Origin of the sequence: Plantibacter sp. Mn2098 (genome assembly GCF_049319745.1) — a bacterium.
In the GTDB taxonomy this organism is placed as follows: Bacteria; Actinomycetota; Actinomycetes; order Actinomycetales; family Microbacteriaceae; genus Plantibacter.
Genome location: NZ_JBMOUH010000011.1, coordinates 52647 through 75546 on the forward strand (window position 1 = coordinate 52647; position 22900 = coordinate 75546).

Genomic DNA, 22900 nt, shown 5'->3' on the forward strand with positions numbered 1-22900 from the left:
CTGCGCTCAAAGGAATAGCTCCGTGTCGAAACCGGTCGTGCTGATCGCCGAAGAACTCTCACCCGCCACCGTCGACGCCCTCGGGCCCGACTTCGAGATCCGTTCCGTGGATGGAACCGATCGACCGGCCCTGCTCGCAGCACTCGCGGACGCGAGCGCGATCCTCGTCCGCTCTGCCACGAAGGTCGACGAGGAGGCCATCGCTGCAGCTCCGCAGCTCAAGGTCATCGCCCGCGCCGGCGTCGGTCTCGACAATGTCGACATCAAGGCGGCCACGACCGCCGGCGTGATGGTCGTCAACGCGCCGACCTCCAACATCATCTCCGCCGCCGAGCTCACGGTCGGCCACATCCTGAGCCTTGCCCGGCACATCCCCGCGGCGCACGCTGCGCTCGCCCAGGGCCAGTGGAAGCGCTCCAAGTACACCGGGACCGAGCTGTACGAGAAGACGATCGGCATCATCGGCCTCGGTCGCATCGGCGCGCTCATCACCGCTCGCCTGCAGGCGTTCGGCACCAACGTCATCGCGTACGACCCCTACGTCACCTCGGCTCGCGCGCAGCAGCTCGGTGTGCAGCTCGTGACGCTCGACGAACTCCTCGCGCAGGCGGACTTCATCTCGATCCACATGCCGAAGACGCCGGAGACGACGGGCATGATCGCCGGTCCGCAGTTCGCGCTTATGAAGCCGACCGCGTACATCGTGAACGTCGCCCGTGGCGGTCTGATCGATGAGGACGCCCTGTACGAGGCTCTCACGAACAACGTCATCGCCGGTGCCGGTCTCGACGTGTTCGTGAGCGAGCCGCCCACCGACCAGAAGCTCCTCGGCCTCGAGAACGTCATCGTGACGCCGCACCTCGGCGCCTCGACCGATGAGGCGCAGGAGAAGGCCGGCGTCTCGGTCGCGAAGTCCGTGCGCCTCGCGCTCGGCGGCGAGCTCGTGCCGGACGCGGTCAACGTCGCCGGCGGCGTCATCGACCCGTACGTGCGCCCGGGCATCCCGCTCGTCGAGAAGCTCGGCCAGGTCTTCTCGGCCCTCTCCACCTCGCCGCTCACGAGCGTCGACGTCGAGGTCCACGGCGAACTGTCCGGCTACGACGTCAGCGTCCTCAAGCTCGCCGCCCTCAAGGGCATCTTCACGAACATCGTGAGCGAGACCGTCTCCTACGTCAACGCGCCGCTCCTCGCCGAGCAGCGCGGCGTCGAGGTCCGTCTCCTGACCGATGAGGTGAGCGAGGAGTACCGCAACATCATCACCCTGCGCGGTGCGCTGAGCGACGGTTCGCAGATCTCCGTCTCCGGCACGCTGACTGGCACGAAGCAGATCGAGAAGATCGTCGAGATCAACGGTTACGACGTCGAGGTCCCGATCGCGGAGCACCACATCGTGATGCTCTACACGGACCGCCCCGGCATCGTCGCGGTGTACGGCCAGAAGTTCGGCGAGGCGTCGATCAACATCGCCGGCATGCAGGTCGCCCGTCACGAGGCCGGCGGCCCCGCCCTCAGCGTGCTCACGGTCGACTCGCCCGTCTCGGACGAGATCCTCGAGGCCGTTCGCGTTGCGATCGACGCGACGATCCTGCGCGAGATCGACATCACGGAGTAGTACCGCATCCCCGGTCGCTGAGCGTTGAGCCCCGGTCCCTGAGCGTTGAGCCCCGGTCCCTGAGCCTGTCGAAGGGCCCAGTTCGACAAGCTCAGTGACCGGGGTCGCTCGGTTCCGGGGCTCGCTCGGTGACCGGGGCTCGCTCGGTTCCGGGCACTTCGACAAGCTCAGTGACCGGGGGTCGCTCGGTGACCGGGCGCTCTCAGCGGTTGGGGATCAGCCGCTTGATGACGGCGAGCAACCGGTCGATGCTCTCCTCCGACCCCTGAGAGGGGTCCGCGATGCCCATGCCCAGCTGGGCGGTGTTCGCGTAGAGGCCGTCGCACATGAGGACGACGGCGCGTGCGGTGTCCGCATCGCCGACCGCGTTCTCGACGGTGCGCAGCCAACCGTCCCGGATCGCCGACATCGCTTCGCTCGCGCGTGGGTTCGGGCCCTGCGCGATGTGGCTCACGGCGATGATCGCGCGGTCGAACGGGGTCCCGCAGTCGACGGAGGTGCGCACGAAGTACTCGACCGCGCCCTCCGGAGCGTTCACCATCGCTTCCGTGTCTGCTTCTGCGAGTGTCGTCAGCCGTTCGATGAGGCCGTCGGCCAGCGCTTCCTTCGATCCGAAGTGGTAGAGCAGGCCGCCCTTGGACACGCCGGCGGCGGCTGCGACCGCTTCGAGCGTCGCCGCGCGTTCACCGTGCTCGATGAGCATCTCCGCGAACGCGTCGAGGATGCGTTCACGGGCTGCGGGTGGTCTGGACATGTCTCCATCGTAACCAGCAGGGGACGAACTGCTGCTTGATAACTATACCGACTGGACGGTATAGTAGTCGAGTTCTGCACCGAGAAAGAGGATCACTGTGTCAACCGCAACCGCACCCATCACCACTGAGGCACCCCGCGCAGGTGCGCGCGCCTGGTGGGCACTCGCGGTGCTTATGCTGCCCGTGCTCCTCGTCTCGGTGGACAACACCGTCCTGAACTTCGCCCTGCCTGCGATCTCCGAGGCGCTCACCCCGACGGGCACACAACTGCTCTGGATCGTGGACGCCTACCCGCTCGTCCTCGCCGGCCTCCTGGTGTCCATGGGCAGCCTCGGCGACCGCATCGGCCGCCGTCGACTGCTCCTTATCGGCTCGATCGGCTTCGGTCTCGTCTCCATCGCCGCGGCGTTCGCGCCGACCCCCGAGTTGCTCATCGCCGCCCGTGCTGCGCTCGGCTTCTTCGGTGCGATGCTGATGCCGTCCACCCTGTCGCTCCTGCGCAACATCTTCCTCAACCGCGACCAGCGCCGCTTCGCGATCGCCGTCTGGGCGAGCGGGTTCGCAGCGGGAAGCGCGCTCGGCCCCATCGTCGGCGGTGTCATCCTCGAGCACTTCGCGTGGGGCGCAGTCTTCCTCATCGCCGTGCCGGTGCTCCTGCCGCTCGTGGTCCTCGCACCCGTCCTGATCCCGGAGTCGAAGGACCCCGCTCCCGGCCGTATCGACGTCTGGAGCATCTTCCTGCTCCTGCTCACGATGGCGCCGCTCGTCTACGGCATCAAGCACGTCGCCGAGTTCGGGTTCGACTGGGTGACCGTGGTGTCGTTCGTCATCGGTGTGGTCAGCGGTGTGCTGTTCGTGCGTCGTCAGCTGCGCCTCGACACGCCGATGCTCGACCTCTCGCTCTTCCGCAAGGCGGCATTCAGCGGTGCGGTGCTCATCAACCTGTTCAGCGTGATCGCGCTCGTCGGCGGCCTGTTCTTCGTGTCGCAGCACCTGCAGCTCGTCCTCGGGCTCAAGCCGCTCGACGCCGGTCTGGTGCTCCTGCCCGGCCTCATCGTGATGATCGCGGCCGGACTCCTGATCGTGCCGGTGTCCAAGCGGGTGCGCCCTGGCATCGTCGTTCCGATCGCCCTCGTCTTCTCGGCGGGTGGCTACGCGGCAATCGCGGTCACGGGAGGCGATGTCACGGCGCTCGGCATCGGGTTGGCGTTCGTCGCGCTCGGGCTCGGCATCGGTTCTGCCGAGACGATCTCCAATGAACTCATCATCGCGAGCGCTCCAGCCGAGAAGGCCGGCGCGGCATCGGGTGTCTCCGAGACCGCGTACGAACTGGGCGCCGTTCTCGGCACTGCCATCCTCGGCACGGTCCTCACCGCGTCGTACCGGTCGAGCGTCGTCCTGCCGGACGGTCTGACGGCCGAGCAGCAGCACGCCGCAGGGGAGACGCTCGGCGGAGCCGTCAACGTCGCAGGCCAGCTGCCGGCGGATCTCGGGACCCAGCTCCTCGAATCGGCTCGTCACGCCTTCGACAGCGGTGTGGGCGTCGCTGCGTGGATCGGTGTCGGCTTCATTCTCGGTGCCATGGTCATCGCTGCGGTCGGCCTGCGTCGCGTGCGCTGATCCGGCGGCGATAAGCTGAAGGACACACTGTCGTTCAGCATCAGGAGCCCCATGTCGCGCACCGTCAAACTCGCTGTCATCCCCGGTGACGGGATCGGACCGGAAGTCATCGCAGAAGCCGTCAAGGTGCTCGATGCGGTCACGGCCGAAAGCGGGGTGACGATCGAGCAGACGGAGTTCTCGCTCGGTGCAGGACGCTTCCTGGCGACGGGAGACGTCCTGACCGACGAGGACCTCGACGCCATCAAGGCGCATGACGCGATCCTCCTCGGTGCGGTCGGCGGGGTGCCTGGCGACCCGCGCCTGAAGGATGCGAACATCGAGCGCGGTCTGCTGCTCAAGCTGCGCTTCACACTCGACCACTACGTCAACCTGCGTCCGACGCTCGTCTACGACGGCGTCGAGAGCCCGCTCCGGAACCCGGGCGACGTCGATTTCGTCGTTGTGCGCGAGGGCACGGAGGGGCCGTACGTCGGGAACGGCGGCTCCATCCGCCAGGGCACGCCGCATGAGATCGCCAACGAGGTGTCCATCAACACCGCGTACGGCGTCGAGCGTGTGGTCCGGTACGCCTTCGCGGCTGCGCGCGAGCGCCGCGGCAAGCTGTCGCTCGTGCACAAGACGAACGTGCTCGTGTTCGCCGGCTCGCTCTGGAAGCGCATCGTCGACACGGTCGCACTCGAGTTCCCGGACGTCGCAGTGGATTACCTGCACGTCGACGCCGCAACGATCTTCCTCGTCACGGATCCTGCTAGATTTGACGTCATCGTCACGGACAACCTCTTCGGCGACATCCTCACCGATCTGGCCGGCGCAATCAGCGGCGGCATCGGACTCGCGGCCTCCGGCAACATCAACCCGGACGGCACGTACCCGAGCATGTTCGAGCCCGTCCACGGATCGGCGCCCGACATCGCCGGGAAGCAGATCGCCGATCCAACGGCGGCCATCCTCTCCGTCTCCCTCCTGCTGACGCACCTGGGACTCACGGACGAGGCGACCAGGATCGCGACTGCGGTGACGACGGACATCGCGACTCGCGCCGGCTCCACCCGCACCACGACCGAGGTCGGGGATGCGATCGTGGCCCTCGTGAGCGCACACTAGACACAGGATTCGACGGAAGACGGACCATGACCACTCAGCTCCAGATGGCACAGCGTGACCTCTCGTACACGGTCACCCCCAACGAGCACGCGCTCGGCGACGCGGAACGGGACGCGATCCTCGCGAACCCCGGCTTCGGACAGCACTTCACCGACCACATGGTCGACATCTGCTGGTCCGAGCACGGTGGTTGGCACCGTCCGCGTGTCCAGGCGTACGGTCCGATCTCGCTCGACCCGGCTGCCGCGGTGCTCCACTACGCGCAGGAGATCTTCGAGGGGCTGAAGGCGTACCGCCACGCGGACGGTTCGATCTGGTCGTTCCGTCCCGACGCCAACGGTCGTCGGCTGCAGCGCTCCGCCAAGCGACTCGCCCTGCCTGAGCTGCCGATCGAGTACTTCGTCGAGTCGCTCAAGCAGCTCATCGCGATCGATGGCTCCTGGGTGCCTTCCGCACCGGAGACCAGCCTGTACCTGCGTCCGTTTATGTTCGCGAAGGAGGCGTTCCTCGGGGTCCGCCCGGCGAAGAAGGTCGCGTACTACGTGATCGCGAGCCCGGCGGGCGCCTACTTCTCCGGCGGCGTGGCCCCGGTGTCGATCTGGCTCTCCACCGACTACAGCCGTGCAGGCAAGGGCGGGACGGGTGCGGCCAAGACGGGCGGCAACTACGCGTCGTCGCTCCTCCCGCAGGCCGAGGCGTACGAGCAGGGCTGCGCCCAGGTGCTGTTCCTCGACTCGCAGGAGGCGAAGTACATCGAGGAGCTCGGCGGCATGAACGTCGTCCTCGTGAAGAAGGACGGCACGCTCGTCACGCCGGAGTCCGACTCGATCCTCGAGGGCATCACGCGCGACAGCATCCTGCAGCTCGCCGAGGACCGTGGCCACACGGTCGAGCGTCGCCGCGTCACGATCGACGAGTGGCGCGACGGCGTCGAGAACGGCGACATCGTCGAAGTGTTCGCCTGCGGCACCGCGGCGGTCATCACGCCCATCGCCCAGCTCAAGGGAGCCGACTTCACCGTCGGCGACGCAGACGCCCCCGCCGGCGAACTCACGATGTCGCTCCGCCAGGAGCTCACGGACATCCAGTACGGCCGCCTCCCGGACCGTCACGGCTGGATGACGCGCCTCGACGCCTGATCCACCGCTGTTCGATCGGCGGCTGTTCATCCACTGCGCCGATCGACCGGCTCCACTCGCTGCGAAGACCCTGACGGGACGATGCCTGGCATCGATCCGTCAGGGTCTCGCGTTAGGGTGGAAGGGTGAAAATCGCACGGTTCAGCCACGACCAGACCATCCGGTACGGCATCATCGACGAAGCGGATCTTGTGGTCCTCGACGGCGACCCGTTGTACTCGGGCTTCGAAACCACCGGAGAGCGTGTGCCGCTCGCGGACGCCACCCTGCTGGCCCCGGTCATCCCGCGCTCCAAGGTGGTCGCGGTCGGGAAGAACTACCACGATCACGCCGCCGAGATGGGTGGAGAGGCGCCGGCAGAGCCGCTGCTCTTCCTGAAGCCGAACACCTCCGTCGTCGGCACGGGGGACCAGATCGTCTTCCCTCCGCAGTCCGAGCGCATCGACTTCGAGGGCGAGCTCGCGATCGTGATCGGCACCATCGCGAAGAACGTCAGCGCCGACCGCGCCGACGAGGTCATCTTCGGCTACACGATCGCCAACGACGTCACGGCTCGCGACCTGCAGCAGGCCGACGGCCAGTGGGCGCGTGCCAAGGGCTTCGACACCTTCTGCCCGCTCGGACCGTGGATCGAGACCGAGTTCGACATCGAGGACGCGACGATCGAGACGCGGGTGAACGGCGAGGTGCGCCAGCAGGCGCCGCTCTCCGACATGATCCACTCGATCGGTGAGATCGTCGAGTACGCCTCCGCTGTCTGGACCCTGCTCCCCGGTGACGTCATCCTCACGGGCACGCCGGCCGGCATCGGTCCGTTCCAGAGCGGCGAGACCGTCGAGGTCGAGGTCTCCGGCATCGGTGTGCTGCGCAACACCGGACGCCGTCCCTGAGCCGAGTCGATCGCGTGAGTGCTGAACCGCGTCCTTCCGCCGAGACGGTCGCGGTTCAGCGTCGGACCGTCGGTGTGCTGGTCGCCGGGCAGATCCTCGGCGGCTTGGGCTTCGGTGCAGCTCTCTCGATGGGCGCTTTGCTGGCTGCGAGCGTGTCCGGCTCCGACGAATGGTCGGGCCTCGCCGCCACCATGACGACGCTCGGTGCGGCGGCGGCCGCGGTTCCGCTCGCGCGGCTCGCCCAGTCCAGGGGGCGGCGCAACTCGCTCGCCGCCGGTGCAGGGGTCGCGGCGTTCGGCTCAGCGCTGGTGATCGTCGCCGCGGTGATCGGTGTGTTCCCCCTCCTGCTCGTCGCGCTCGCGTGCATCGGTGTCGGTTCCGCTGCGAATCTGCAGGCCCGATTCGCGGCGAGCGACCTCGCCCAGCCGTCGACCAGGGGGCGCGATCTCTCGACCGTGGTCTGGGCGACGACGATCGGTTCCGTCGTCGGCCCCAACCTCGTGGGGGTCGGCGCGAGTCTCGCTCGCACCATCGGCATCCCGGAACTCGCCGGGCCGTTCGTCTTCGCGATCGTGTCGCAAGTGCTCGCGGTCGTGCTGTACCTCGTGGCACTCCGCCCGGATCCGCTCCTGACCAGTCTTGCCGGCGCAGCGTCTGCCGCCATCCGGCCCGGTGCGGTGCCCGCCGAACCGCACGCGCACGCCGGCATCGGTCTGCGGTTCGCGATCCTCTCGGTCGCCCTCAGTCACGCGGTGATGGTCGCCGTGATGGCGATGACGCCCGTGCACCTGCAGCACCACGGAGCGTCGATCACGGTCATCGGTTTGACGCTCAGCCTCCACATCGCCGGGATGTACGGGCTCTCGCCGGTGTTCGGCATCCTGGCGGACCGCTTGGGTCGCATCCCGGTGATCATCCTCGGTCAGGCGCTGGTCCTCGCGGCTTTGCTCGTCGCTGCCCTGTGCTCCGACGATTCCTTCGCCGTCGGAGTCGGGCTCGTGCTCCTCGGCCTCGGCTGGAGCGCGAGCACGGTCGCAGGCTCTGCGCTCGTCACCGAGTTGTCGCCGGCCTCGCGGCGCACTCGGTATCAGGGGATCACCGACCTGCTGATGAGTCTCGCCGGCGCGGTCGGCGGCGCCTTGGCAGGTGTTGTGCTGGCGTTCGCCGGCTACGCGGGACTGGCGTTCGGTTGCATCACGCTCGTGGCGATCGTGGTCGTCGCGGCGGTTGTTGTGCGTGGTCGACTGGGTGGTGGACTCGGCGGCGTCAGCGGCCGAGCGCCCGCAGCGCAGCCGTGACGTCGTCTTCGGTGTTCCACAGGTGGAATGCGACGCGTGCGCGTCCTGCGCGTCCGGATGCCGTGATCCCGGCGGCAGTCAGACGGGCGAGCTCCGACCCGTCCTGATCGGGCCAGGTGACGATCGCCTGATCGTGGGGGTCGAGGCCGAGTCCGATGCTCATCGCGTTGCCGAGGGCGACCGCGTGGCGGTGGACGGCGGTGTGGTCGAGCGAGGCGAACAGCTCGATTGCCGGGGCCGCACCCACCCACGCCTGCCAGGCCGGTGAGACGTCGAACCGTCTGGCATCCGCCGCGAGATGGAGGGACGGACCGTAGCAGGACGCCCACACGTCGTCGCCCGAGTACCAGCCGGCCTGGATGGGACGGATGATGTCGAGCATCGACGGTCCGACGGTGAGGAAGGCGACGCCGCGGGGTGAACACAGCCATTTGTAGGCGTGGCAGACGGTCGCATCGAATTGCGAGGCGTCGACGGGAAGCCAACCGGCCGCCTGAGTGAGGTCGCACAGCGTCAGGGCGTCGTTCGCCCTGGCTGCCGCGACCACGGCGCCGTGGTCGACGATGCGGCCGGTCGCGGACTGGACGATCGAGAACGCGACGAGCCAGGTGTGCTGATCGACGGCCTCCGCGAGGTCATCGATCGGGACGTGCCGAACGCGGACGCCGCGGTCCGCGTGGACCAGGAATGGGGCGACGAGGGAGCTGAAGTCGCCGTCGACGCAGAGGATCTCGGCGCCGTCCGGAGCGGACGCTGCGATGAGACTCACCATGGCGGAGGTCTGCGATCCGATGGCGACGGACGCGAGCGGCGCGTGGACGAGCGAGGCATAGGCCGCGCGGGTGCGTTCGATGGTCTTGCCGTACGCCGCCGCGTCGGTCGTCGCCGTCGTCCAGGAGGCGAGATCGGCTCGGAGCGCCTCGACGCTCGCGGTCGTCGGCAAGCCGAGGGTGCACGCTGACAGGTAGCCGGGGACGCTCGGGAACGAGGTGATCGCCTCGCTGAGCGAGCGGCTCGACGAGGCGACGGTCGCCGGGGCGGGTGCGATTCCCGAAGAGAGCGGTGTGGCGGACATGCTCCCAGTGTCGCCGCGCACATTCCATCCAACAAGGACATGATTGCGATGTAAAACATAAGCAGGAGTTATGCTTCTGCGCATGACCCTGGAGCATCCGGACGACATCGTTGCCGAACTCGACTCCGGCGCCTTGCGGATCGTGCACGCATTGGCGGAGCACGGCACCATCACTGCCGCCGCAGAGAGCCTCGGCTACAGCCAGCCCGCCGTGAGCCAGCATCTGCGGCGTCTGGAGACGAAGCTCGGCGTCCCCGTCGTCGAGCGCCGGGGGAGAGGAGTGCGGCTGACCGAGGCCGGGCGCATCCTCGCGGCGCACGCCGTGACCGTCGTCCGCGCGCTCGAAGCGGCGGCCATGGAGATCCACGAGTTGACCGGTCTGCGATCCGGTCGTGTCCGGTTGGCGGCCTTCCCGTCGGCATCGTCTGCGATCATCCCGACGCTGCTCGGTGAGCTCGCCCGCACGCACCCGGCGGTGACGGTCACCTTCGTCGAGGCGGAGCCGCCTGAGGCGGTCGCGGCGGTCCGCGCTGGCGAGGTGGATCTCGCGATCACGTTCAGCTATCCGGGGGACCACGCGGATCCGCATCTGGCCAGCGCGGTCGGGTTGCGGGTGGACAACCTGTGGAACGACCGGATGATGCTCGTGCTGCCGGCGACCCATCCGATGGCCGGGCAGGCGATCGTGTCCATCCAGGACCTCGCCCACGAACGGTGGATCGCCGGGTGTCCGAGGTGCCGCGGCCATCTGCTCGGCCTGTGCGCGTCGAGCGGATTCGTGCCGGTCATCGCCCACGAGACCGACAACGTCGCAGCGGTGACGGCCCTCGTCGCGGCCGGCCTCGGCGTCGCGTTGTTGCCGAGTCTCGCCATCGGTTCCTCGACGCTGCCTCACGGTGCCGTTGCGCGGCCGACAGGGCGTGGGGACGAGCGGATGCTGCACCTCGTCGGGTCGGCGGGTGCCGACCGCGTCCCAGCCGTGGCTGCAACGATGCGCATCGTCGCCGGGCTGACCAGACCGGACATCGGCGTCGCCGTCTGAACCCGGTTCGCACCAGCGCCGACGCGGCCCGGCGGCTAGGATTGGCAACGATGTCTGACACGAATGCACACCCTTTCACCACTGCCACCGGCCAGGACGTCCGCGTCCGCTTCTGCCCTTCGCCGACCGGGACGCCGCACGTCGGCCTCATCCGCACGGCCCTGTTCAACTGGGCCTACGCGAGGCACACCGGCGGCAAGCTCGTCTTCCGCATCGAGGACACCGACGCTGCGCGTGACAGCGAGGAGAGCTACAACCAGCTCATCGATGCGCTCACCTGGCTGAAGCTGGACTGGGACGAGGGCGTCGGCGTCGGCGGACCGCACGAGCCGTACCGCCAGTCGCTTCGCAGCGATGTCTACACGGACGTCATCGCGCGCCTGACCGAGGCCGGTCACCTCTACGAGAGCTACTCCAACGCGGAGGAGATAGACGCGCGCAACGAGGCCGCCGGTCGCCCGAAGCAGTTCGGGTACGACAACTTCGACCGCGACCTCACCGACGAGCAGCGTGCGGCATTCCGTGCAGAGGGCCGTCAGCCGGCGCTGCGTCTGCGGGTGCCGGACACCGACCTGAGCTTCGACGACCTCGTACGCGGAGACATCACGTTCCCGGCCGGTTCGTTCACCGATTTCGTTGTGGTGCGCCCGAACGGTCAGCCGCTCTACACGCTCGTGAACCCGGTGGACGACGCGATCATGCAGATCACGCACGTCCTCCGCGGCGAGGACATCCTGCCGTCGACCCCGCGTCAGATCGCGCTGTACCACGCCCTCATCGACATCGGCGTGACGACGTTCGTGCCCCGCTTCGGTCACCTGCCCTACGTCATGGGCGAGGGCAACAAGAAGCTGTCCAAGCGCGACCCGGAGGCGAACCTCTTCCACCACCGCGACCGCGGCTTCATCCCTGAGGGCCTCATCAACTACCTGGCGCTGCTCGGGTGGTCGTTGTCCGCAGACCGCGACGTCTTCTCCATCGAAGAGATGATCGCCGCGTTCGACGTCGTGAACGTCAACCCGAACCCGGCCCGTTTCGACCTCAAGAAGGCCGAGTCGATCAACGGCGACCACATCCGTCTGCTGTCCGTCGAGGACTTCGCGGCGCGGACCGTCCCGTACTTGACGGAGGCCGGCGTCGTGTCCGGCGAACTCACCGCCGAGCAGCAGTCGATCCTCGATGCCGCCGCGCCACTTGTGCAGGAGCGTATCGGTCTGCTCGGTGAGGCTCCCGACATGCTCGGGTTCCTGTTCATCACCTCTGACGCGCTCGAGTACCAGGAAGACGCGCTCAAGAGCCTTCCCGCAAACGCCGGTGAGGTGCTCGCCGCCGCTATCGGTGCGCTCGAACTCGTGACTGAGGCCGATTGGAACGCCGCTGCGCTCCAGGAGGCTCTCGCCGGTGCGCTCATCGAGGGTCTCGGGTTGAAGCCGCGCATCGCGTACGGTCCGTTGCGGGTCGCCGCGTCCGGTCGTCGTATCTCGCCGCCGCTCTTCGAGTCGTTCGAGATCCTCGGAAAGCCTGAGACCATCGCGCGTCTCGACAAGCTGTCGGCGAAGCTCGCGTCGTGAGCGAGGTCTACGACGTCGTCGTCGTCGGGGGAGGGCCTGCCGGTCTGTCGGCGGCGCTCAATCTCGCGCGGGCTCGGCGTCGTGTGCTGGTGCTCGACGGCAACCGGCCGCGTCATGCGGCCACGCTGCTCTCGCACGGCTTCCTGACCCGTGACGGCATCCCGCCGCTCGATCTGCGGCGCATCGGCCGCGAAGAGGTCGCCGGGTACGAGAATGCCGAGGTGCAGTTCGCGCTCGTGCAGAGCGTGACGCGCGCGGAGGACGGTTTCCGGGTCGTCGCCCAGGGTGTTCGTGGTGAGCCGGATCGCGATGTGGTGACCACGTCGATCGTGATCGCGACGGGGATCACCGAGACGCTGCCTGCGCTGCAGAACATGCGCGCGTTCTACGGAACCGATCTGCACAGCTGTGTCGAGTGCGACGGGTTCGAGAAGGCGGATGCTCCGCTCGCGTTCTTCGGCGAGTCGGACGATTTGGCGGAGTGGGCGCTGCTCATCGCGCAGTGGTCGGATGACCTCATCGTGTTCACCAACGGTGCCGATGTCCTGCCTGCGGACGAGGAGGCGCGTCTCGGCGCCGCTGGCATCTCGGTCGAGCGTCGGGAGATCGCCGAGCTCGCCGGTGGCCGTGAGGGCTTCACCGGTGTGGTGTTGGCGGATGGGACCACCGTTCCGCGGACGGCCGGCTTCGTCCGTCCGGCGTGGGCGGCCAAGCTGGACTTCCTCGCCGATCTCGGTGTGGAGACCGATGGCGAGGGCCTGGTGGTCGTCGACGGTTGGGGGCGCACCTCGGTCGCCGGGGTGTACGCGGCTGGCGACATCACGCCGCCCGGGCCGCAGCAGCTCATCGTCGCGGCCGGTGCGGGAGCACGTGTGGCGAGGGCGCTGAACCGTGATCGGGCCGGCGTTCAGGCGTAGCGTCAGGCGCATTGTGTCGTCCGTTGTCCGGACTGCTGTCCGGCCGGGCGCGGTGACACGCCCGGCCAGCGCGCCGGGGCCGCTCAATTTGCCGGACTCACGCACGTAGGATAGAGTTTACTCTCGGTCGGGCCTACTGGTTCAGACCATTGGGGTATGGTGTAATTGGCAACACGACTGATTCTGGTTCAGTTGTTCTTGGTTCGAGTCCAGGTACCCCAGCAGTACGCAGGCCCGCAGCAATGCGGGCCTTTTGCGTTGGTGCGTGAGTATCGGCGAAGGTGAGTCGCAGCGTCGGCTTGCCGCGCACTTCGGCGTGACGCAGCCTGCGATCAGCTACCAAGTCGCGGGAACGGACGGATGGCGTCCGACCGAGTGAGCTCATCGAGGCGGGCGGATCAGTGTTTAGGCATGTGGCAGAGCGTCAGGGATACACACGGATCGCAGTGTTCGGGTGGCGGCATCTGTCGTCGCTCAGGGGAAAGACGTCTACGATGTAGACGAGATCGCGCAAGAAGCCGGCGACCCTCTCCTGATTGAGATCGGTGAAGCAGCGAAGACGCTTACGAGAAGTACCCGCTGAGGTGTTCCCGGAGGTGTTCATCTTCAACGTAGACGTACGTGCCTTGGATTCCTCGGGTGAGGAGCACGACATAGATGTTGCGGATGTACTCGAGGATGTCGTCGTCTGAGTAGATGATCCCGAGCTTCGGGTTATTCTCGCGCCCCTTCTTGTCGTAGTACCGGGAACGATCGAAGTAGAGCTTGCCCGTTCTCGGTTCGTAGCGAAGATCCTTCCCGATGATGACGCCGGCGTAGTTCAAGTCGTATCCCTGCACGGTATGGATGGAGCCGACCTCTTGTACCGACTTCGGGGAGTTGATCCAGTCGCGCTGCGTCGAGTTCCACCGGAACCGCTCCTGGCCGATCTCGATGTCGAAGGCATTCGGATCGTGTCTGCTGCGCCATTCCCAGGCGTACCCGGCGACAAGGCGAGACAGCCCGTGCTCCCGCTCTCTCGCGAAGATCTCGTCTCGCATTTCGCTGAGGTCGGTGAAGAATCGAAGGTCGTATCCGTCGAAGTGTTCACGCGCAAGCGGGGGAGCGTCGCTGAGAACGGACCGCGCGTATCCGACGTAATCCCGTTCGGCCGTGATCCTCATCTGTGAACGGAGCGGGTAATGACGGCCTGAGGCTGAGGCCTCATCAAGGAGAGCTTTGGTCGTGTGCGTGGGAAGATCTGCTGGCCGCACACTCTGACCGGTGTCGATCATGAGGATTGTGTGCGTGCTCTGCTTGCGAATCCAGTCCAGCTGTGTCAGCTCGGGCCTATCTTCGCCAAAAAGACTCCGATTGATGTCCGCGAACTTCTTGTTGAGGGGGCCGGAAGCCTGGTTCGCGCGTTGGTTGAGGCGGTGTGCTTCGTCAACGAGAAGCAGGTCGAACGGTTCGGCGCTCTCACCGACCTCAAAGGGGGTGAGGACTAGGTTCTTGCTGAGCCCAGGCGTGAGCTTGAAGACGCGAGAGATCGACTCACGAAGTGACTGCTGTGGAACGACGATGCCGACGCGGAGTGAGGCGAGGAGCTCGGCATGGCCGGGGGTGAAGAAGTCGCTGAAGATGGATTCGCTGTCGAGAGGCTCTTCTGGGTCGTGGCGCTTGATGTCTTCGAGGAGTTTGAGGAGATAGATCGCGACAACAGTTTTGCCAGTGCCGGGATTGCCCTGCACGATCGAGATGCTGGGCTTGTCATCTTCCAGATCGGCGAAGAGCCCTTCGAGGATGTCTTCGACCGCGATCGCTTGGTCGTGGTTGAGTGCTTTGAAGGGGGACAGCTTGAACAGGTCGCTGTTAATGATCTCTGGGAGCGTTCGCTGAAACAGGTGTTCCTGCGTGCGAAGCGTCTCGAAGACATCGTCGAAGGTCTGTTGGTATGTGCTGCGGTCGTAGTAGTCCGCGTCTGTGATCCCTGCGTTGTGATTGAGGACCTGCAGGCGGCCGTCGCCGGAGAACATGCGGATCAAGAACGATTCCAGATCGAGACAGGCTGACTTGTTGAACCTCTGGTCGAGCACCACTCGCACCCAGTTCAGCCGACGCTTCTCGTCAGAGTCGAGATGCTGACGCATACGGCCTTCTACGTTCAACGATTCGCCGATGTAGACCTCGCGGTCGTTGTTCATGACGTAGACGACGGGCCAGTTCCGATGCCTCGGATCTGCTTCGCCCCATAGCTTGACGTCATCGGCCGCAAAGGGAAAGCGTTCGAGGCTAAAGCCGGTCATACTTCTCGCTTCGGCCACGAGCCTTCTCTGCCGGATACTTCGAGCGAGTCTGTTCCAGCTTCTCCAGCACGATCGCCTGCGGATCGAGACCAAGTCGATCGGCCAGCAAGAGGCAATAGGTCAGGACGTCGGCCAATTCGTCTTTCGCTGCAACGAGGTTTTCTCCGCCCCATTGGAAGCACTCCAAGAGTTCCGCGGCTTCGATGCTGATGCTTTTCGCAAGGTTCTCCGGAGTGTGGAATTGCTCCCAGTCACGCTCCCGTACGAATGCACGCAGGGCCTCCCGTGCGATCTCATCTGACATGTCCCCAAACTATCAGTCGAGGGCTGAGCAGCCGGAGGATCTGCATCGAGGCTGCTCAGCGACAACGGCCCGCCCTCCGTATGGAGGACGGGCCGTTGGAGGTCCTGGGTCAGGCTGCGCGACCGAAGCGATCGGGGCCGCCGGTGCGCGGCGTCCGCGGTGCTCGGGACGTCTGACGCACGGTCGGTTCGGACATCACCGGGGCTGAGGCGCCGATGAGGGTGCCGGCCTGGACGCGGCTGTCGCGCTCGACGGTCGTCCCGTGGGCGACCTTGACGTTGTTGCCGATCCGGGAGTCGCTGCCGACGCGGGCACCGCGTCCGATGACGCTTCCGGCGCCGATGTGCACGTTCGCTCCGATGAATGCGCCCTCGCCGATGACGACGGAACGGTCGATCCAGGTGCCTGCGCCGATCCACGCGTTGGCGCGGACATCGGCTTCCGCCTCGACGAATGTCGTGCGGTCGATGTACGCGCTCGGGTCGATCAGGGCGCGAGCGGCCACCATGCCACGACCGTTCGGGTGGCGGCGGTACCGCTCCACCTCGCCGGCTCGGCTTTCGATCTCTTCATACACTCGGGCCATGTGTTACCCCCTCCTGGTATTCGGGTCACAGACTCCAACACGACGGACCCCCGTGGCATTCCTGGAACTTCTGGAACTGAATGTTCGGTGTGTGGACCGTTTGCCGGCGGCCTGCAACCGGCCCGGAGGAGAGCCGTGAGGATTCGCGAGCACGTGTCGGTGGGCCTCGTTAGCATGTTCGGAGCGGCGAACCGGAACGGTTTGCACCGGAGCGGAAGGCCACATCGGTCGTCGCAGGTGAGGAGCATGATGCCAGGCGCAACGCCCGGACCGAGCGGGATCGACATCGATGAGTTGCGCGCGTTCTGCGCCGGTCTGCCTGGCGCGGAAGAGCGCTTCCCTTTCCAACGATCGCCGGAGCTCGGTGTGTTCAGCGTGTTCGGAACCTGGTTCGCCGTTGGCGACCTCTCGTTGGCGCAGCCGAGCATCACGGTGAAAGGCGACCCGGATCATGCGCGGCTCCTCCGCGAGACGTTCGCCGGCATCACCCCCGGCTATCACATGAACAAACGGCACTGGAGCAGTGTGATCCTCGACGGGAGCGTCCCGGTGGACGTGATCTTCGAGATAGTGGAGGACGCACACGCGCTCATCGTCGCAAAACTCCCGAAGATGAAGCGGTTGACACTGGGCGGTGTGTGAGCACGCGAGTGACCCGGCCGGTGGCTCACCAGAACCCATGCTGTGCCCGGCCGCTCACTGGAAGTCCCGTGATCTCACCGCCGCACCGATGAGGAGCGGTTCCAGCCGATCGGCGACGAGATTCACGATGCCCTCCGGCGAACGCTCCAGCATGCCTCTGACCACCATCGCCGGTGCTTCTCTGGCCACCCGACGGTAGCGGTTCCAGACGCCGACGCTGCAGATCACATTGACGAGCCCAGCCTCGTCCTCGAGATTCATAAACGTGATGCCGCTCGCCGTCGCGGGGCGTTGCCGGTGCGTGACGATGCCGCCGACCTCCACTCGTCGGTCGGGCTCGGCCTGGGCCAGCTGATCGGAGCGAAGCGCTCCCCGGTGACGCAGCTCGTCTCTCACATGCCGGATGGGGTGGTCGTCCGTGGAGAGCCCGGTCGCCCAGATGTCGGAGATGACCTGCTCCGCAGCGGTGGGGATGGGCAGCAGCGGCGGCTGCACCGTCACGAAGGTTCCGGTCAACTGATCGGGCCGCTGCCGACTGGCCTGGGCTGCGCCCCAGAGCGCCTCCCGCCTGGTGACTCCGAGGCTGTCGAAGGCGCCGGCTGCGGACAGTGACTCGAGCTGCTGGGTGGTGAAGCCCACCCGCCGTGCAAGATCGCCCTGATCCAGGTAGTCGCCGTGCTGGTCGCGTTCCGCGACGATCTTGACGGCAAGCGCCTTGCCGATGCCGCGGACTTCCGCGAGCCCGAGTCGGACATCGAACGCCCCGTCCCGGCGGTGGGCGGCCGTGTCGTCGGGGAGCGACCGATCGAAGGGGCCGATGACCGGCTGGGAACGGTCAAGGCACGATGCCCGCCCGGTCGGAGCGGCCGCGCCTGCCACAGCGTCTGGCCCCCGCGGTTCGAGAACGGCGTCCACCCCGGACCGGAGGATGTCGGGCCGGAGCACCGTGACCCCGTGACGGCGCGCATCGGCAACGAGCGTCATGGGGGAGTAGAACCCCATCGGCTGCGCTTTGAGCAGCGCCGCGAGGAACGCCCCCGGGTAGTGCAACCGGAGCCACGCACTCACATAGACGAGCAGCGCGAAGCTCAACGAGTGGCTCTCCGCGAACCCGAAGTTCGCGAAGGCTTGGATCTTGGTATAGACCGCATCGGCATCCGGACCGACGATCCCGTTCTCCGCCATACCCGCGTAGAGCTTCTCCTTGAGCGAGTCGATCTTCTCCTCGCCGCGTTTGGACCCCATCGCCCGCCTGAGGAGGTCGGCGTCCTCAGCAGAACACCCGCCGACGGCCATGGCCATCTGCATCAGCTGTTCCTGGAACAGCGGGACGCCGAGGGTGCGTTCGAGGACCGGTTCGAGGCTCGGATGCAGGTAGGTGACCGCTTCCTGGCCGGTCTTCCGCCGGAGGTACGGGTGCACGGCACCGCCCTGGATGGGGCCAGGGCGGATCATGGCGACTTCGATCACGAGGTCGTAGAACTCCCGGGGGAGCAGCCGGGGGAGCATCCCCATCTGCGCACGGCTCTCCACCTGGAACACCCCGATGGAATCGGCGCGGCACAGTTGGTCGTAGACGCCTGGCTCCTCTTTGGGGACGGTGTCGAGCGTCCATCGTTCGCCGAGGCCGTCTGCGACGAAGTCGAAACAGTATTGGATGGCTGACAGCATCCCGAGACCCAGGAGGTCGAACTTCACAAGTCCCATCCAGGCACAATCGTCCTTGTCCCACTGGAGGACCGTCCGGCCCTCCATCCTGGCGTGTTCGATGGGGCACACCTCGCCGACGGGGCGGTCGGTCAACACCATGCCGCCGGAGTGGATGCCCAGGTGCCGGGGGAAGGTGAGGAGCTCCTGGGCCAGACCGACCACCTGATCCGGGATGTCGTGGTCCTGACTCGAGACGAGGGCGCCCCATCGTTCGACCTGCTTCGACCAGGCGTCCTGTTGACCGGGGCTGTAACCCAGCGCCTTGGCCATGTCTCGTACGGCGAATTTGGGACGGTAACTGATGACGTTGGCGACCTGCGCGGCGTTCCGGCGGCCGTACTTCCGGTAGACGTACTGAATGGCCTCCTCACGGCGGTCCGAGTCGAAGTCGACGTCGATGTCCGGCTCCTCATCCCGCATGCTTGACAGGAAGCGTTCGAACGGCAGTTTGTATTTGATGGAATCGACTGCCGTGATGTCGAGCAGATAGCAGACGGCCGAGTTGGCTGCCGATCCTCGCCCCTGACAGAGGATGCCTTGACTGCGCGCGAACGCGACGATGTCGTAGACGATGAGGAAGTACCCCGGGAAGTCCTTCTGCTCGATGACTTCGAGTTCTCGTTCGATCCGGTCGATGTCTTCCGATGTGGCATCCGGGTACTTCCGGGGCACGGCCTCCCACACGAGGTGGCGCAGCCAGCTCATCGGGGTGTGGCCGTCCGGGACGTCCTGCTTGGGGAGGTGCGGACGGACGGCCCGCAGACTGAAGGCGAGTTCATCGGCCAGTTCCACGCTCTTCGCGACGGCTCCCGGATACCGGGCGAACCGTTGCTCCATCTCCGCGCCGCTGCGCAGATGCGCGCTGTCCGATGCCGGCAGCCAGCCGTCCATCTCGTCGAGGCTGCGCCGGGCACGGACGGCAGCGAGTGCTCCACCGAGGCGATGCTGGTCCGGCGTCGCGTAGTGGACGTTCCCGGTGGCGACGACGGACAGGTCGAGCATGGCTGCGATCTCTGCGAGGGCGTCGTTCGCCGCACTGTCCTCCGGTTGCCCACGGTCGATGAGCTCGATGACGACGTTCTCCGGCCCGAACAGGGCGACCAGCCGGTCGACTTCGGTGGCCGCGGCATCCAGACCGTGCGCGGCGAGGGCTGAGCGGACCCGGCCCTTGCGGCATCCGGTGAGGACGATGACATGGCCGGCCACCGACTCGGCCAACGCCTCCATGTTGTACACGGGGCGTCCTTTCTGGGCGCCGTCGGCCAGCTGGGCGTCCGTGATGGCTCCGGCGAGTCGGTGGTAGCCCTCCTCACGTTTGGCGAGGAGGAGCAGGTGATGCCCCTCTGGGTCCGCTTCGCCGTTCTGCGGTCCGCTCAACCCGAAGGAGAGCTCCGCGCCGTAGACCGTTCGGAGGTCCGGGAACCGCTCTGCGGCCTCCGCCATGCGGACGACCCCTTGGAACCCGTCATGGTCGGTGATGGCGAGCGCGTGGAGGCCGAGCCTGGCCGCCTCCTCGACGAGCCGCTCGGGCGGACTGGCGCCGTCGAGGAAACTGAAGGTGGAGTGCGCGTGCAGCTCCGCGTACGGGACGACGTGTTCGAGTGGCCTCTCCGCTGCTGCGACGGGTGCCGCCGGTGCGTAGGGGAGCCGCTTCCGTGACCAGGCCGGGCTGTCGCCGCCGTCGGCTCCGAGCGGCGCGGACGGCGGTCTGCTCGCACCGGAGAGCTTGCGTTCGAACTCGGACCAGGGAACCGGCGGATTGTGCCATCCCATAACTGCTCCTTCGGGTGTGGTGCTGCCTCGACCGCTGGGCTTCGGCTGCTCGGCCGGCGCCGCTGGGCGTGTGCTGTGGTGGTCAGTCGTAGCTCGCCTCCACGAACCAGTGCTGGTCGTGGAGGACGAGGAGTGAGGCCGACCCCGCCTCGTCGACGACTTGGAAACGATGCAACCGACGATGTTGCCTGGCATCCCACCAGCGTTCGTCGATGGTCCACGGGCCGGCCCAGGCGACGATTCGTCGTGGTTGGCTGCTGCCCTCTGTACGAAGGTTGGCGGGTGGTCCAGTGAGGGTGCCGCGGTCGTCGATGTCGACGGTGACGCCGGCGTCGTCGGTGACGGTGGCCGGTGCGAACGGATCGAAGATCGTGGCGGGGTTGACGCCGGGGATCGCGCCCGGCCATGGTCTGCCCCGTGCCGATGCGACGGCCGCCTCGCCACCGGGCGGGAGTCCGCCCCAGGGGATGAGGAGTCGTCGGTCTGCGAGCATCCGCCCGCCTGAGCGGATGGCGGTGAGGACCCCCGTATGACCGAGCATGCTCTGCACCCGAGAGAGCCCGTGGTGGATGCGCTCATCCGGTCCGCCTCCCCAGAGCCCTTCCTCGTGGTCTCCGGCTGCATCGAGCGTCTCGGGGACGATCGCGACGAACGCGAGCGGGGACCCGAGTCCTTCACCCGTTGTGCTGGAGCCCTGGAGCTGCCATCTGACGCGGTCGAGCACATCGGCGGCGGTGAACCATCGGGGATGGAGCCATGTCCTGGTGGAGTGCTCGCCCTCCTGGGTCTGCAGCGTCACGGTGATGGCGGTGCTGACGTGGCCGGTGGATCTGATCTGTTCGATGAACCGGTCGGCGGATTGACGGAAGCCGAAGGCGATCTGGTCGATGCGATCGAGTGCAGGCTCGAAAGCGACCGACACCGACAACTCCTTCGGAGCCTTCCCCGGCACGACCCGTCTTGTGTCGGTTCCGGCCGCGAGCCGGTGGGCGAAGGCACCCTCTGAGCCGAATCGATCGCGGACCTCTGCTGCTGGCAGTGCGGCGAACGCCCCGAGCGTTCGGATGCCGAGCCGACGCAACAGCGAGACGAGTTCCGGTTGTCCGAGCACATCGAGGGGGAGCGGTGCGAGGAAGGCGGGTGATGCCTCCGGCTGGACGATGCCGATCGGTGCCGTTCCGGTCATCCGCGCGGCGTACTCCGCGGCGAACGGGCCGTCGGCGATGCCGACCCTCGCGCCGACGATGCCGAGCGAGGAGACGCGTTCGAGGAGGACGTCCGCAGCCTGCTCCTCTCCGCCGTAGTACCGACTGGGACCCCTGGAACGGATGGCGCAGATGCCGGGTCGGAGGAGTTGCACCCCCGGCATGATCTGCTCGATCTCGGCGACGACCGGTTCGAAGGCTCTCGCATCGACCACGGGGTCGTAGGCGATGACCTGCAACTCGGTGCAGCGGGCTTGGGCCTCTCTGACGCGGAGGCCACGGCGGACGCCTGCGGCCCTGGCCGCTGCATCGCAGGCGAAGACCTCACCGTGCTCGATGAGCGCGAGCGGACCGTCGTGGAGCGGGGTGGTCGTTCCCGAGCCGATGGCGGTGCGTCCGCTCGTGTCGGCGTCGGCAGCACCGGCGGAGTTCTCCGATGCGTGTTCCGCGGCCCAACGGCGTGCGGCTCCCACGGGCCAATCCGGGCACCAGAGGATCATGGTGCGGTCGATCTGCTCGGTGATGAGGCTCGTCTGTCCGACGGCGGCGCGTTCCGATGCCCCGCTCACAGGTTGGCCACCCTCCTGAGCGGAGTGTGCTGCTGCTCCACGGCTGCGGAAGCTGCTGCTGCCGCCGTGCCGCCCTGCCGCGCCGTTCCGGTGGTGGGGGAGAGCCGCAGCGTCGCTGTGCGCGGACGTCCTGCGAGGCCCTGTCTGAGCATGGAGGTGACGGTGACCTCACGCTCTTCGAGATGTCCGTGGCCGACGCCGAGACCACTCCAACGGCTCGATGAGATCCGTAGCGTCGCCTCGCTCTCAGACCACTGCCCGAGCACGATGAGCGTCGTCTCACGCTGCCTGAGCCGCGCGGAGAGCCGCGCGGCATCACTCGGGGCCACCCGGCCTGGTGCTGCGGCGATCAGGACGCCGGCGACGTCCGCCATGGCCGAGGTGACGGACAGCCAGTGGGCTCCTGGTTGCGGTACGAGCACCAGTCGGTCGAGATCGATTCCGGCGTCAGCCGCAGCCTCCACCCCGAAGCCGGGGATGCCGATGACCCCGCACCACGCTCCGGCGGCTGAGGGGCCGGCCAGCAAGGACATGGCGAGCGAGGTCGATCCGATGACCGAATAGCTGGCTCCGGCTTGCAGCGCCCCGCCCGGGAACAGCGGAGCGAGCTGCCCGGGGGTCGGGAGCGCCCTGGAGTCGAGTTTCGGAGCCTGCATCCTGGTGATGCGGCCCTGCAGTTCCCGGACGCGTGCCGAGACACCCGCGACGGCGGGGTTCTCGATTGCGAGGGGACTGGTCATGCACCCATGTTCGAACACATGTTCGAAGAAGTCAATTGCGATCCGCTCGACTCGCGCGTG

At 67.0% G+C, this 22900-nt stretch carries 18 protein-coding genes and 1 tRNA gene; 11 read left to right on the forward strand and 8 right to left on the reverse strand.

Translation table 11 applies throughout. The features are described 5' to 3' along the window. The first annotated feature begins 22 nt into the window (after positions 1 to 22). Positions 23 to 1612, forward strand: coding sequence for a phosphoglycerate dehydrogenase (gene serA / locus ACL9RL_RS16870; RefSeq protein WP_422781448.1), 1590 nt, complete (start codon positions 23 to 25; stop codon positions 1610 to 1612). Between the two features lie 202 nt (positions 1613 to 1814). Here the strand turns inward: serA and ACL9RL_RS16875 are convergent, their stop codons facing one another. Beyond that, the gene (locus tag ACL9RL_RS16875) at positions 1815 to 2366 is read right to left on the reverse strand and encodes a TetR/AcrR family transcriptional regulator (RefSeq protein ID WP_422781449.1); all 552 of its coding nucleotides are present in this window, start codon (positions 2364 to 2366) and stop codon (positions 1815 to 1817) included. A gap of 91 nt (positions 2367 to 2457) precedes the next feature. On the opposite strand from ACL9RL_RS16875, the gene ACL9RL_RS16880 reads away from it, so the two are divergent. The 5 genes from ACL9RL_RS16880 to ACL9RL_RS16900 all read left to right on the forward strand — a co-directional run bounded on the left by ACL9RL_RS16880 (position 2458) and on the right by ACL9RL_RS16900 (position 8421). Continuing rightward, positions 2458 to 3987: an MFS transporter gene (locus tag ACL9RL_RS16880; RefSeq protein WP_422781549.1), complete on the forward strand. Its 1530-nt coding sequence runs from the start codon at positions 2458 to 2460 to the stop codon at positions 3985 to 3987. Between the two features lie 51 nt (positions 3988 to 4038). After that, a complete protein-coding gene (locus ACL9RL_RS16885) occupies positions 4039 to 5094 on the forward strand; it encodes a 3-isopropylmalate dehydrogenase (RefSeq protein ID WP_422781450.1) in 1056 nt (351 codons plus the stop codon). 26 nt (positions 5095 to 5120) lie between these two features. Beyond that, a complete protein-coding gene (locus ACL9RL_RS16890) occupies positions 5121 to 6233 on the forward strand; it encodes a branched-chain amino acid aminotransferase (RefSeq protein ID WP_422781451.1) in 1113 nt (370 codons plus the stop codon). Positions 6234 to 6358: 125 nt separating this feature from the next. After that, on the forward strand, positions 6359 to 7123 hold the full coding sequence (locus tag ACL9RL_RS16895; RefSeq protein WP_422781452.1) for a fumarylacetoacetate hydrolase family protein: 765 nt from the start codon (positions 6359 to 6361) through the stop codon (positions 7121 to 7123). 14 nt (positions 7124 to 7137) lie between these two features. After that, positions 7138 to 8421: an MFS transporter gene (locus tag ACL9RL_RS16900; protein WP_422781453.1), complete on the forward strand. Its 1284-nt coding sequence runs from the start codon at positions 7138 to 7140 to the stop codon at positions 8419 to 8421. Here ACL9RL_RS16900 and ACL9RL_RS16905 read toward each other — a convergent pair. Beyond that, positions 8390 to 9496 carry an aminotransferase class V-fold PLP-dependent enzyme gene (locus ACL9RL_RS16905; protein ID WP_422781454.1) on the reverse strand — a complete coding sequence of 369 codons (1107 nt, stop codon included), beginning with the start codon at positions 9494 to 9496 and terminating at the stop codon, positions 8390 to 8392. The genes ACL9RL_RS16900 and ACL9RL_RS16905 overlap by 32 nt on opposite strands. An 82-nt stretch (positions 9497 to 9578) precedes the next feature. On the opposite strand from ACL9RL_RS16905, the gene ACL9RL_RS16910 reads away from it, so the two are divergent. The 4 genes from ACL9RL_RS16910 to ACL9RL_RS16925 all read left to right on the forward strand — a co-directional run bounded on the left by ACL9RL_RS16910 (position 9579) and on the right by ACL9RL_RS16925 (position 13248). Continuing rightward, positions 9579 to 10538, forward strand: coding sequence for a LysR family transcriptional regulator (locus ACL9RL_RS16910; protein WP_422781455.1), 960 nt, complete (start codon positions 9579 to 9581; stop codon positions 10536 to 10538). Positions 10539 to 10588: 50 nt separating this feature from the next. Next, positions 10589 to 12109, forward strand: a complete 1521-nt coding sequence (gene gltX, locus ACL9RL_RS16915; protein ID WP_422781456.1) for a glutamate--tRNA ligase — start codon at positions 10589 to 10591, stop codon at positions 12107 to 12109. Next, positions 12106 to 13026, forward strand: coding sequence for an NAD(P)/FAD-dependent oxidoreductase (locus tag ACL9RL_RS16920; protein WP_422781457.1), 921 nt, complete (start codon positions 12106 to 12108; stop codon positions 13024 to 13026). The genes gltX and ACL9RL_RS16920 overlap by 4 nt, the downstream gene beginning before the upstream one ends. Positions 13027 to 13176: 150 nt before the next feature. Next, a tRNA-Gln gene (locus ACL9RL_RS16925) sits at positions 13177 to 13248 on the forward strand. A gap of 341 nt (positions 13249 to 13589) precedes the next feature. Here the strand turns inward: ACL9RL_RS16925 and ACL9RL_RS16930 are convergent. The 3 genes from ACL9RL_RS16930 to ACL9RL_RS16940 form a co-directional block, all read right to left on the reverse strand. After that, on the reverse strand, positions 13590 to 15329 hold the full coding sequence (locus tag ACL9RL_RS16930) for a DNA/RNA helicase domain-containing protein (protein WP_422781458.1): 1740 nt from the start codon (positions 15327 to 15329) through the stop codon (positions 13590 to 13592). Continuing rightward, the gene (locus ACL9RL_RS16935; RefSeq protein WP_422781459.1) at positions 15298 to 15615 is read right to left on the reverse strand and encodes a nucleotide pyrophosphohydrolase; all 318 of its coding nucleotides are present in this window, start codon (positions 15613 to 15615) and stop codon (positions 15298 to 15300) included. Before ACL9RL_RS16935 ends, ACL9RL_RS16930 begins: the two co-directional genes overlap by 32 nt. Before the next feature lie 109 nt (positions 15616 to 15724). Then, positions 15725 to 16201: a DapH/DapD/GlmU-related protein gene (locus ACL9RL_RS16940; RefSeq protein ID WP_422781460.1), complete on the reverse strand. Its 477-nt coding sequence runs from the start codon at positions 16199 to 16201 to the stop codon at positions 15725 to 15727. A gap of 249 nt (positions 16202 to 16450) precedes the next feature. Here ACL9RL_RS16940 and ACL9RL_RS16945 point away from each other — a divergent pair, with 249 nt between their 5' ends. Next, positions 16451 to 16843 (forward strand): MmcQ/YjbR family DNA-binding protein, encoded by a 393-nt coding sequence (locus tag ACL9RL_RS16945; RefSeq protein ID WP_422781461.1) that lies wholly within the window; start codon positions 16451 to 16453, stop codon positions 16841 to 16843. Positions 16844 to 16897: 54 nt separating this feature from the next. On the opposite strand, the gene ACL9RL_RS16950 is transcribed toward ACL9RL_RS16945, so the two are convergent. The 3 genes from ACL9RL_RS16950 to ACL9RL_RS16960 form a co-directional block, all read right to left on the reverse strand. Next, a complete protein-coding gene (locus ACL9RL_RS16950; protein ID WP_422781462.1) occupies positions 16898 to 20326 on the reverse strand; it encodes an error-prone DNA polymerase in 3429 nt (1142 codons plus the stop codon). Between the two features lie 82 nt (positions 20327 to 20408). Continuing rightward, positions 20409 to 22100 (reverse strand): DNA polymerase Y family protein, encoded by a 1692-nt coding sequence (locus ACL9RL_RS16955; protein WP_422781463.1) that lies wholly within the window; start codon positions 22098 to 22100, stop codon positions 20409 to 20411. Continuing rightward, positions 22097 to 22840, reverse strand: a complete 744-nt coding sequence (locus ACL9RL_RS16960) for a hypothetical protein (protein WP_422781464.1) — start codon at positions 22838 to 22840, stop codon at positions 22097 to 22099. Before ACL9RL_RS16960 ends, ACL9RL_RS16955 begins: the two co-directional genes overlap by 4 nt. Between the last annotated feature and the right edge of the window lie 60 nt (positions 22841 to 22900).

Excerpts from the sequence above, each read along its gene's own strand:
- ACL9RL_RS16905 (WP_422781454.1), bottom strand. The coding sequence starts at position 9,496 with ATGTCCGCCACACCGCTCTCTTCGGGAATCGCACCCGCCCCGGCGACC.
- ACL9RL_RS16945 (WP_422781461.1), top strand. The coding sequence starts at position 16,451 with ATGCCAGGCGCAACGCCCGGACCGAGCGGGATCGACATCGATGAGTTG.
- ACL9RL_RS16960 (WP_422781464.1), bottom strand. The coding sequence starts at position 22,840 with ATGACCAGTCCCCTCGCAATCGAGAACCCCGCCGTCGCGGGTGTCTCG.
- ACL9RL_RS16935 (WP_422781459.1), bottom strand. The coding sequence starts at position 15,615 with ATGTCAGATGAGATCGCACGGGAGGCCCTGCGTGCATTCGTACGGGAG.
- ACL9RL_RS16940 (WP_422781460.1), bottom strand. The coding sequence starts at position 16,201 with ATGGCCCGAGTGTATGAAGAGATCGAAAGCCGAGCCGGCGAGGTGGAG.
- ACL9RL_RS16885 (WP_422781450.1), top strand. The coding sequence starts at position 4,039 with ATGTCGCGCACCGTCAAACTCGCTGTCATCCCCGGTGACGGGATCGGA.
- ACL9RL_RS16950 (WP_422781462.1), bottom strand. The coding sequence starts at position 20,326 with ATGGGATGGCACAATCCGCCGGTTCCCTGGTCCGAGTTCGAACGCAAG.
- gltX (WP_422781456.1), top strand. The coding sequence starts at position 10,589 with ATGTCTGACACGAATGCACACCCTTTCACCACTGCCACCGGCCAGGAC.
- ACL9RL_RS16910 (WP_422781455.1), top strand. The coding sequence starts at position 9,579 with ATGACCCTGGAGCATCCGGACGACATCGTTGCCGAACTCGACTCCGGC.
- ACL9RL_RS16890 (WP_422781451.1), top strand. The coding sequence starts at position 5,121 with ATGACCACTCAGCTCCAGATGGCACAGCGTGACCTCTCGTACACGGTC.
- ACL9RL_RS16875 (WP_422781449.1), bottom strand. The coding sequence starts at position 2,366 with ATGTCCAGACCACCCGCAGCCCGTGAACGCATCCTCGACGCGTTCGCG.